We start from the raw sequence: 9,473 nt of genomic DNA, 5'->3' as shown, positions 1-9,473 counted from the left end.
CAGCGTCACTCCGTGTGGCGCAGCTCCCGGGCGATCAGCTCCGCCAGGTGCAACGCCTGCCGTCCGTGGGCGAGTTGGGAAATCTGCGTGCGGCAGCTGAAGCCGTCCGCCAGCACCACCGTGTCCGGCCCGGCCGCCCGGACCTCGGGCAGCAGGACCCGCTCGGCGATCGCCGCGGACACCTCGAAGTGGCCCTTCTCGAAGCCGAAGTTGCCCGCCAGCCCGCAGCAGCCGGAGTCCAGCACCCGGTTGTGCAGGCCCAGTCGGGACTCGACCCGGCGGTCGGCGGCGCTGCCGAGCACGGAGTGCTGGTGGCAGTGGGTCTGGGTGACGGCCTCCAGCGGGACGCGGGGGAGCGGTGCGTCCGGGGCGTACGCGTCGATGAACTCGGCGAAGGTGCGGGTGCGTTCGGCGAGCGGGCGGCCGTCCGGACCGAGCAGTCGGGGCAGGTCCTCGCGCAGGGTGGCGGTGCAGCTGGGCTCCAGGCCGACCACGGGGGTGTCGGCCGGGAGCCCGGCCGCCGCCAGCGTGCGCAGGCTGCGCCGCAACACCCTCCGGGCGGTGTCGAGTTGGCCGGTGGAGTACCAGGTGAGGCCGCAGCAGACCGGGCCCGGGGGCAGTCGGACGTCGAAGCCCAGGTGCTCCAGTACCTCGACGGCCGCGCGCGGCACGTTCGGCTGCAGGTGCTCGGAGAAGGTGTCCGGCCACAGCAGTACCGGGCGGGCGCCCGCCGGTGCCGGGTGCGCGGCGCGGTGCCGCCGGTACCAGGCGGTGAAGGTCTCCGGCGGGAAGACCGGCAGCACCCGGCGCGGGTCGATCCCGCCGAGCCGCTTGAGCAGCCCGCCGAGCGGCGAGCGGACCAGGGCGTTGGCGGCCCCGGGGGCGAGCGCCACCGCGCGCAGCCAGAGCGGCAGTCCGCCCATCGCGTAGTGCGCGCGCGGGCGCGGCCGGTGCCGGTAGTGCTGGTGCAGGAACTCGGTCTTGTAGGTCGCCATGTCGACGTGGACCGGGCAGTCGCTCGCGCAGCCCTTGCAGCTCAGGCAGAGGTCCAGCGCCTCCCGGACCTCCTCGGACCGCCAGCCGTCGGGGATCGCGTCCCCCCGCAGCATCTCGGCGAGCAGCCGCGCCCGTCCCCGGGTGGAGTGCCGCTCCTCGCCGGTGGCCATGTAGCTCGGGCACATCACCCCGGTGGTCGGGTCCACGCACTTGGCGACGCCGACGCAGCGGTGCACCGCCTTGGCCAGGCTGCCGCCGTCCTGCTCGTACGGAAGGGCCAGTGGCAGCGGGCGGCGCGGGGAGGTGACGAAGCGGAGGTCGGCGTCGAGCGGGCGGGGGTCGACCAGGGCGCCCGGGTTGAGCAGGTTCTCCGGGTCCCAGATCCGCTTGAACCCGCCGAACAGGTCGATGATCCCGGCCGGGTACATGCGCGGCAGCAGTTCGGCGCGGGCCTGCCCGTCGCCGTGCTCGCCGGAGAGCGAACCGCCGTGGGAGACCACCAGGTCGGCGGCCTGCTCCAGGAAGTCCCGGAACACCAGCACCCCGTGGGGCTGGTCCAGCGGGAAGTCGATCCGCAGGTGCACGCAGCCCTCGCCGAAGTGCCCGTAGGGGACGCCGCGCAGGCTGTGCCGGCGCAGCAGGGCGCGCAGGTCCCGCAGGTAGTCGCCGAGCCGCTCGGGCGGGACGGCGGAGTCCTCCCAGCCGGGCCAGGCCTCCCCGCCCCCGGGCAGCCGGGTGACGATCCCGGCACCGGCCTCCCGGACCGCCCACAGCTGGCGCTGCTCGGCGGGGTCGGTGACCAGCGCGACGGAGGCCGAGCGCTCGCGGCGGACCGCGTCGGCCAGCCGGCGGGCGGCCTGGTAGGCCGCCAGTGTCGTGGCGCCGCCGGTCTCCAGGAAGAGCCAGCACTCGCCGGCGGGCAGCCGGTCCAGTGCGGGCGGGCGGCGGCCGGCCGCGAGCAGCGCGGCGATCAGGTCGGCCGACATGCCCTCGGCGGTCAGCGGCCCGAACGGCAGGAGCGCGGGGACGGCGTCGGCGGCGGCGCCTTCGTCGGGGTAGCCGGCCACCACCAGGGCGCGTGCGGGCGGGTCCTCGACGAGGCGGACGGTGGCGCCGAGCAGCAGTGCGCAGGTGCCCTCGGTGCCGGTGAGCGCCCGGGCGAGGTCGTGGCCGTGCTCGGGCAGCAGGGCGTCCAGCGGGTACCCGGAGGTGCGGCGCGGCAGCCGGGGCATGCCCTGCCGGATGGCGGCGAGGTTGTGGTCGGTGAACTCCTGGAGCTGCCGATGGAGTTCGCCGACCCGCCCGGGCAGCCCGGCGAGTGCCGCGCGCTGCCCGGCGTCGAGCGGGCCGCCGACGGTCAGTTCGGTGCCGTCGGCGAGCAGCAGCTCCAGCCGCTCCACGTTGTCGGCGGTGCGGCCCCAGGCGAGTGAGTGCGAGCCGCAGGAGTCGTTGCCGATCATGCCGCCGATGGTGCAGCGGCTGTGCGTGGACGGGTCCGGGCCGAAGCGCAGCCCGTACGGCCGGGCGGCGCGCTGGAGGTCGTCCAGGACGGTGCCGGGCCGGACGCGGGCGGTGCGGGCCTGCGGATCGATCTCCAGCACCTCGCCGAGGTGGCGGCGGAAGTCCAGCACGACCGCACCCGGACCGATCGCCTGGCCGCCGATGCTGGTCCCGGCCCCGCGCGGCACGACCGGCACCCGGTACTCACGGCACAGCGCCAGCGCGGTGCGCACGTCGTCCGCATCGGCGGGCTTGACCACGCCGAGCGGCAGCTGCCGGTAGTTGGAGGCGTCGTGGCCGTAGACGGTCCGCTCGGCGGCGCCGAAACGGACCTCGCCGCGCAGCACGGCGGACAGCTCACGGGCCAGCTCGGCCCCGGGGTCGGCGGACGGACGGCTCACCAGGGACCTCCCGGGCGGTGCGGCGACACGGCTCCGCCGATGATCGCAGGCACCCGGCCGCGCGGGCACCGGGCGCGACGGGGGTACCACCGACGGGGTGTCATGTGGCACTGTCTGCATCCATGATCACCGAACCCGCGGCCGACGACCCGGCCGGTCCCGACGCCTACCTCGGCCGCCTCCCGATCGGTGAGCCGCTGCCCGTCCCGGCGGACGGTGCGCCGTCGTGGGAGATCTTCCCGTACGAGGGCGAGCTGACCGTCCGGCCGCTGCGGGCCCCGGACCTGCCGGAGCCGCCCCGCCAGGGCGAGGACGGCCCGGAGGACTGCAAGCAGTGCGCCCGCCCCGACTCCGACTTCCTCTGGACCGACGAGCACTGGCGCCTCAGCGCGACCGACGAGCCGACCGGCCTGCCCGCCGCCCTGCTGCTCCAGCCCCGTGCCCACCACGACCTGACGGACCTGCCGGCCGAGCTGTCCGGGCGGCTCGGCCCGATGCTCCAGCGGGTGGAGCGGGCCGTGCTGTCGCTCGGCGGCGTCGGCCGGGTCCATGTGAACCGCTGGGGCGACGGTGCCGCGCACCTGCACCTGTGGCTGATCGGCCGGCCGGCGGGGATGGCGCAGCTGCGCGGCTCCACGCTGCCGCTGTGGATGGACGTGCTGCCGCCGCTGCCCGCCGGGGTGGCGGCCGAGCGCGCCCGCCGGATCGCCGCCGCGATGGCGGCGGACGGGGGCACCGCGCACGCCTGAGGCGGGCCGCCCCGGGGAGGGCTGCTCCCGGGCCGCCCGGCTCCGGTCCGGGAACGGTCGGGCTCCGGTCCGGGAACGTCCGGGAACGTCCGGGCTACTTCCGCCCGGTGAGGGTGCCGCGCGCGATGTGCGAGAGCTTGGCGACCTCGAACGCCGGGTAGGCGCCCCCGGCCAGCAGGGAGAACTTGATCCCCTCGCGGCCGCCCGGCCGGCGGTGGCCCGGCGGCTGGAAACGGCGGTGGTGCTCGGCGGCGCGGTGGAAGAACTGCGGGCGCTCGGCGCGGGTGACGCAGCCGGCGAGGTCGAAGACGAACAGGTAGTGCCGGACCATCCGGACGAACAGCGCGTCGCGCACCGCGTACAGGTGGGGCAGGTCCTCCAGCAGGGCGAAGCTGCGCTCGTACTGGTCGAACAGGTCGAAGACGCTGCTGCCGGGCCCGCCGGACGGGTGGACGGTCTCGCGGCGGCGCAGCTGGACGCACTCGCGCGCAAGGACGGCGGCCTTCTGCGCGCCGAGCAGGGCCGCGTGCACGACCGGGATCTCCTCGTAGCGGCCGTCCGGGAAGGCGAGCCCGAGGTCCTCCCAGTGGCCGCGCCGGATCAGCCGGTCCCAGATCAGCGGCGGCGCGCCGAACAGCTCGGGCCGGTCGAAGGGGGCGAACGGTTCGGGGCCGACCTCGGCGAGCAGTGCCTCGGCCCCGCCGGGCCAGTCCCGGTCCTGGTGCCGGCGGGAGTGGCCGAACAGCAGCACGTCGACCGGGCCGGTCTGCTCGATCCGGTCGGCGAGCGTCCGGAGTGCGTCCCGCGGCAGCAGGTGGTCGGCGTCGAGGAACAGCAGGTACTCGCCGCTCGCCCGGGCCGCCCCGGCGTTGCGGCTCACCCCGACCCCGACCGCCGCGTTCAGGTGCAGCGTGGACACCCGCGGATGCCGCGCCGCGTACGCGTCGGCGAGCTCGCCCGCCGTCTCGGGGGAGCGGTCGGCGACCACGATCACCTCGACGTCGGCCAGGGACTGCGCGAGCAGCGAGTCCAGGCAGTCGGCGAGCTGTTCGTGCTGGTCGTAGGCGGGGAGCACGACGCTGATCAGGGGTGAGGGCATGACGCCGGAGCGTAAGAGGGCGCGCGAACTGTGGCAAAGCTCTGACGGTGTGTAATTCAGATCAATTAGCGGCAAATCGTACGACCGTGCGCCATATCTTCACGTGGCCTTCCGGACGCGTCCACGACAGACGGCGGTGCGGCGGGGTGCGGGTGAAACGCCGCGCGGCCCGCGACGCAGGTGCGTCGCGGGCCGGGTGCGCCGAGTGGAGGGGTCGGCTCAGTACCAGTGGTGCGCCTGCCAGAACGACCAGGCGCCGCACGGGCTGCCGTAGCGGGTGTTCATGTAGGTGAGGCCCCACTTGATCTGGGTGGCCGGGTTGGTGCGCCAGTCGGCGCCCGCGGAGGCCATCTTGGAGCCGGGCAGGGCCTGGACCAGGCCGTAGGCGCCGGAGGAGGCGTTGACGGCCAGCGGGTTCCAGCTGCTCTCGCGGAACACGATGTTGCTGAAGCACTGCAGCTGGCCGGCCGGGACGATCTGTGCGGCGATCTGCTGCGGGGTGCCGGAGTAGGTCGTGGCGAGGTTCTGGCGCTCCTGGGAGCGGGAGGCGGCGGCCTCGGCGTCGGCCTTGGCCTTGGCGTCCGCCTGGGCCTGGGCCTGGGCCTGCGCGTCGGCCTGTGCCTGCGCCTGTGCCTGCGCCTGCGCCTGCGCCTGCGCCTGGGCCTGGGCGGCGGCGTCCGCCGCGGCCTTGGCCTGCGCGGCCTGGGCCTCCTGGGTGGCCTGCTGGGCAGCGGCAGCGGTGTCAGCCTGGGCCTGGTCGGTGACCGGCTTGCCGTCCACCGAGACGGCGGCCACGGGGGCGGCGGCCTCGGCGGTGTTCCCGGCCTGCGGGATGGCGAGCGCGGCGGTGGCGGCGCTCGCGACCACGAGGGTGGCGACGCCGGTGATCAGGGAGTTGCGGCGGGCATGGCTGAGCTGCATGAAGCGGGCGTTCCTTCTCCGTCGGGGGCCGTGCCGGGGGTGCCGGGCACGGGGCATCGCGCGGGCTCCGGGGGAGCGGGGCCCGCGCGGCCGTCGGGGACGGCCGTGGCGCCCCGGCGGGAACGGCGGGGCGGGCGGGCTGCGCGGCGGATCGGACCGGCCGCGCCGCCGTGGCGACAGGCCATTCTTGGCAGGGCCCGTGACGGCTCGCAAAGGCGCCCACTACTACGCCGCATCGTGGTTGCGGGCGCGGCCGGGCGGGGCCGGTCGGTGCCTTTGTGGTGATTTGCCCGAATTGTGGACCGGGGGGTCATGTCACCCGTGGCATCGAAGGAACGCAAGGGTGACAGTCGCGGTGGCCTGCGTTCTTCAGGCCGGACTCCGTCGGTCCCGGACCGGGGCGGGCCCGGCGTCGATGCCCGGTCGGGGCCCGCGCGGCAGCCGTCCACTAGTGGGGATCGTAGATGCCGGACCGCCTGTGGGAGGCGTCACACGTGTGCCGACGCGGGTTCGACGCGGAGTGACCGGGTGCTCACCCCTTCACGGGGTCGTGGACGGGTTTCCCGGGCCGGGCCGGGCGGCGGGTGCGGGAACGGCCGGGGCCGAGACCCCCTCCTCTCCCTCTCCTCCTGCCTCGTCCCCGGCCGGGACGAGGTCGCGGGCCAGCAGGGTGGCACCCGCGACGGCACCCGGCATGGCGAGGACCGTCACCAGTGGCACCAGGAACGCCAGCACCAACGGCGTGCCGAACCCCAGTGCCAGCCCGAGCCGGGCCCGCAGCAGTCGGATCCGTTCCGGCTGCGGCACCCGGCGCCGCTGCAGGGCGACGGCCGTCAGCTCGACGGTCAGGAAGAAGCCGGACACCAGGAAGCCGAGCGCCGGGACCACCGTCTGGCCGACCAGCGGGATGAACCCGCAGGCGAACAGCACCACGCCGAACGCCGCCACCCGCACCAGCACGGACGCGCTGTCGCGCACGGCGACCAGCAGCTCGCGCCAGAGCGGGGTGTCCGGTGGGGTCGGGGCGCCGCCCTCGGTCTCGTCGACCTCGGCGCAGAGCGCCTCGTAGAAGGGCTGGCCGACCAGCAGGGTGACGGCGGTGAAGGTGAGCAGGGCGAACAGCAGACCGCCGCCGAAGACGGCTGCCGCGAGCGCGTCGCGCAGCAGGGCCTGCCAGGGCGAGCCCCAGTGGTCGGCGAACGGCGTGGCCCAGCCCGCGAGGTCCACGGACCGGGCGGCGAGGAAGGTGAGCGCGACCGCGTAGCCGATCAGGGCGAGCAGGGCCGGAAGCATCCCGAAGCCCCACCAGCGGCCGTGCCGGCCCACCCACTTCTGGCCCTCGATCAGGTACTTCATCCCCGCCGCAAGATCCCGCATGGGCGATCACCCTAGGGCCTCCGCACGCGGAACCCTGCATTGCCGTGTTCCTGCCAGATTCGACCGGCAATGCCGGGCCCCTCCTGCGGCGCCGCCCACCGGGCCACTCTCGGTTCTCCCCCACCTGCAAGGAGGAGACTGATGAAGCGTCAATTCAGCAGAATGGTAAGCCTGTTGGCCGGGATGGTGTTCGGCGCCGGCCTGCTCGTACTGCCCGCCGCGGCCTCGCCCGCGCCGTCGCCGACCGTGGTCGGCGGCACGCGGGCCGCGCAGGGCGAGTTCCCCTTCATGGCGCGGCTCTCGATGGGCTGCGGCGGCGCGCTCTACACCCCGCAGATCGTGCTGACCGCCGCCCACTGCGTCGACGGCACCGGCGCCGACAGCAGCATCACCGCCACCTTCGGCGCGGTCGACCTGCGCAGCGGCAGCGCGATCACGGTCCGCTCCTCGTACGTCTACCAGTCGCCCGCCTTCACCGGCGCCGAGAACGGCGACGACTGGGCGCTGATCAAGCTGGCCTCGCCGGTGAACAGCAGCCAGGTCAGCACCCTGCCGATCGCCACCTCCACCGCCTACGACAACGGCACCTTCACCATCATGGGCTGGGGCGCCGCACGCGAGGGCGGGGCCCAGCAGCGGTACCTGCTCAAGGCCACCGTGCCGTTCGTCGACGACGCGACCTGCGCCGGCGCCTACCCGGGCCTGAACACCGCCGGGTCGCTCTGCGCGGGCTACGTCGACCGGGGCGGGGTCGACACCTGCCAGGGTGACTCCGGCGGCCCGATGGTCCGCAAGGACGCGGCGGGTCGCTGGGTCCAGGTCGGCATCGTCAGCTGGGGCGAAGGCTGCGCCCGCGCGGGCTACCCGGGCATCTACACCCAGGTGAGCACCTACGCGGCCGACATCGCCGCGGCGGCGGCCGGCCTCTGAGCCGGTAGGGCCGGACGGACCGGACGGACCGGTAGAAGCGCTCGAACCGGCCCGGCGGGGTCGGCCACCACTCCCGCAGGTGGTGGCCGGCCCCGCCGTTCTCCGTGGGGCCCGCTGCCTCGTCGGAGCCCGCCGCTCCGCCGGCTCGGTGCCTCGCCGCCGGGCCCGCCGCTCGTCGCCGGGCCGGGCGGCGCCGTCCGGCCGCGGACCGGATCCTCCGCCGCTCGCGGGCGGGTGTCGGACTGCCCGGGCGGTCAGCTGTTCAGCCACTCCTCGGCCCGCCGCCGCTCACGGGCGGTGCGGCCCGTGGTGTGCGGGGGCAGCCGGGCGAGCAGGGCGCGGGCGGCGTCCGGGCGGCCGGCGAGGGCGTGGGCACCGGCGAGGCGGGCGCTGACCAGGGCGTGGTCGCGCGGGTGGGCGGCCGGGTCGAGGAGCCGTAGGGCCGCCTCCAGCCGGGCCGCCGCGGTGTGGGCGTGGGCGGTGCGGGAACGCGCGGTGCCGCCGGTGCGGACGGCGAGGTCCCGGTGGCAGGTGCCGTGCGCGACCGCCAGGACCAGGTCGGCGCGCGCCGACCAGGGCGTCGGATCGCCCGAGCGCAGTGCGGCCGCGGTCAGCCGTCGGGCGTCCGCCAGGGTCCGGCGCACCTGCGGCGTCTCGCCGGCCAGCGCGTGGGCGTGGGCCAGGGCGACGGCGACCCAGGCCCGCAGTCCGGCCAGGGGCGGGGCGGCGGTCCGGGCGGCCTCGGCGAGGGCGAGCGCGGTGGCCGGGTCGCCGCGCCACCAGTGCAGGGTGCTCTGGCGGGTGAGCAGTGCGGCCGCGGTGGCCTGGTCGCCGGTCGCGCGTGCCCATTCCAGCCCGGTGGCGTACCAGCTGAGTGCCCGGGTGCGGCGTTCGGCCTCGAAGTGGGCCCAGCCGGCGAGTTCGGCGTACTGGGCGGCGAGCGAGCGGGCGGCGGCGGGGCTCTCCTGCGGCGCGGCGTGGGGCCGGCCGGCCAGGGTGCGGGCGTGGTGCTCCAGGACGGCGGCCAGTTCCTCGCCGCCGATCCGGCCGGCGGCCGCGCGGTAGCCGGCGAGCAGGTGGGCGAGCACCTCGACGGTGGCGGCGTCCGGCGGGGCGGCGCCAGTGGCGAGTGGCGGCCGGGTGGCGGCGGCGAGGTCGCCGAGGCGTTCGCGCTCCTGCCGGACGGTCTGCCACAGGTCTGCCAACTCGCCGCAGGCGAGCAGGAGTTCGTCGGCCCGGGCGGGCATTCCCGGCGGTGGCCAGCGGCGGGCGTTCTCCACCCGGCTGATCAGCGAGTTGTGGTAGCCGAGCAGCCGGCCGAGTTCGGTCTGGCTGAGCCCGCGGGCCTCGCGCCAGTGGCGTAACCGGCGGCCGAAGCGCAGGCGCGCGGACTCGGGTTCGGCGCGCGGCGGGGGTGGCGAGGGTGTCGAGGACGGCTTGGGGGAGGGCAGGGGCGGCACGGGGTCTCCCGGAGGGGGTGGGGGAGCGCTCGTGGGGGAG

At 75.9% G+C, this 9,473-nt stretch carries 7 protein-coding genes; 2 read left to right on the top strand and 5 right to left on the bottom strand.

Annotated features, from left to right (window positions below):
• Window positions 1-5 precede the first annotated feature (5 nt).
• Window positions 6-2,897 (bottom strand): FAD-binding and (Fe-S)-binding domain-containing protein, encoded by a 2,892-nt coding sequence (locus tag ACFV04_RS00740; protein WP_380337670.1) that lies wholly within the window; start codon window positions 2,895-2,897, stop codon window positions 6-8.
• 122 nt (window positions 2,898-3,019) lie between these two features.
• Here ACFV04_RS00740 and ACFV04_RS00735 point away from each other — a divergent pair, with 122 nt between their 5' ends.
• Window positions 3,020-3,646, top strand: coding sequence for an HIT family protein (locus ACFV04_RS00735; RefSeq protein ID WP_380337668.1), 627 nt, complete (start codon window positions 3,020-3,022; stop codon window positions 3,644-3,646).
• A 94-nt stretch (window positions 3,647-3,740) separates the two neighbouring features.
• On the opposite strand, the gene ACFV04_RS00730 is transcribed toward ACFV04_RS00735, so the two are convergent.
• The 3 genes from ACFV04_RS00730 to ACFV04_RS00720 all read right to left on the bottom strand — a co-directional run bounded on the left by ACFV04_RS00730 (window position 3,741) and on the right by ACFV04_RS00720 (window position 7,043).
• A complete protein-coding gene (locus tag ACFV04_RS00730; protein ID WP_380337666.1) occupies window positions 3,741-4,745 on the bottom strand; it encodes a glycosyltransferase family 2 protein in 1,005 nt (334 codons plus the stop codon).
• A 219-nt stretch (window positions 4,746-4,964) separates the two neighbouring features.
• Entirely contained in the window at window positions 4,965-5,666 is a 702-nt protein-coding gene (locus ACFV04_RS00725; protein WP_380525866.1) for a lytic transglycosylase domain-containing protein, read from the bottom strand.
• Window positions 5,667-6,206: 540 nt separating this feature from the next.
• Window positions 6,207-7,043, bottom strand: coding sequence for an EI24 domain-containing protein (locus tag ACFV04_RS00720; protein ID WP_380525864.1), 837 nt, complete (start codon window positions 7,041-7,043; stop codon window positions 6,207-6,209).
• Between the two features lie 141 nt (window positions 7,044-7,184).
• Between ACFV04_RS00720 and ACFV04_RS00715 the strand changes: the two genes are divergently transcribed.
• Complete coding sequence (locus tag ACFV04_RS00715) at window positions 7,185-7,973, top strand: S1 family peptidase (protein WP_380525862.1); 789 nt, start codon at window positions 7,185-7,187, stop codon at window positions 7,971-7,973.
• A gap of 254 nt (window positions 7,974-8,227) precedes the next feature.
• Here ACFV04_RS00715 and ACFV04_RS00710 read toward each other — a convergent pair whose 3' ends face one another.
• The gene (locus ACFV04_RS00710) at window positions 8,228-9,433 is read right to left on the bottom strand and encodes a helix-turn-helix domain-containing protein (protein WP_380525860.1); all 1,206 of its coding nucleotides are present in this window, start codon (window positions 9,431-9,433) and stop codon (window positions 8,228-8,230) included.
• Between the last annotated feature and the right edge of the window lie 40 nt (window positions 9,434-9,473).

The sequence above is a fragment of the Kitasatospora sp. NPDC059599 genome (genome assembly GCF_042735125.1).
Lineage (GTDB): Bacteria > Actinomycetota > Actinomycetes > Streptomycetales > Streptomycetaceae > Kitasatospora.
This window is presented reverse-complemented; position numbering and strand designations above follow the sequence as displayed.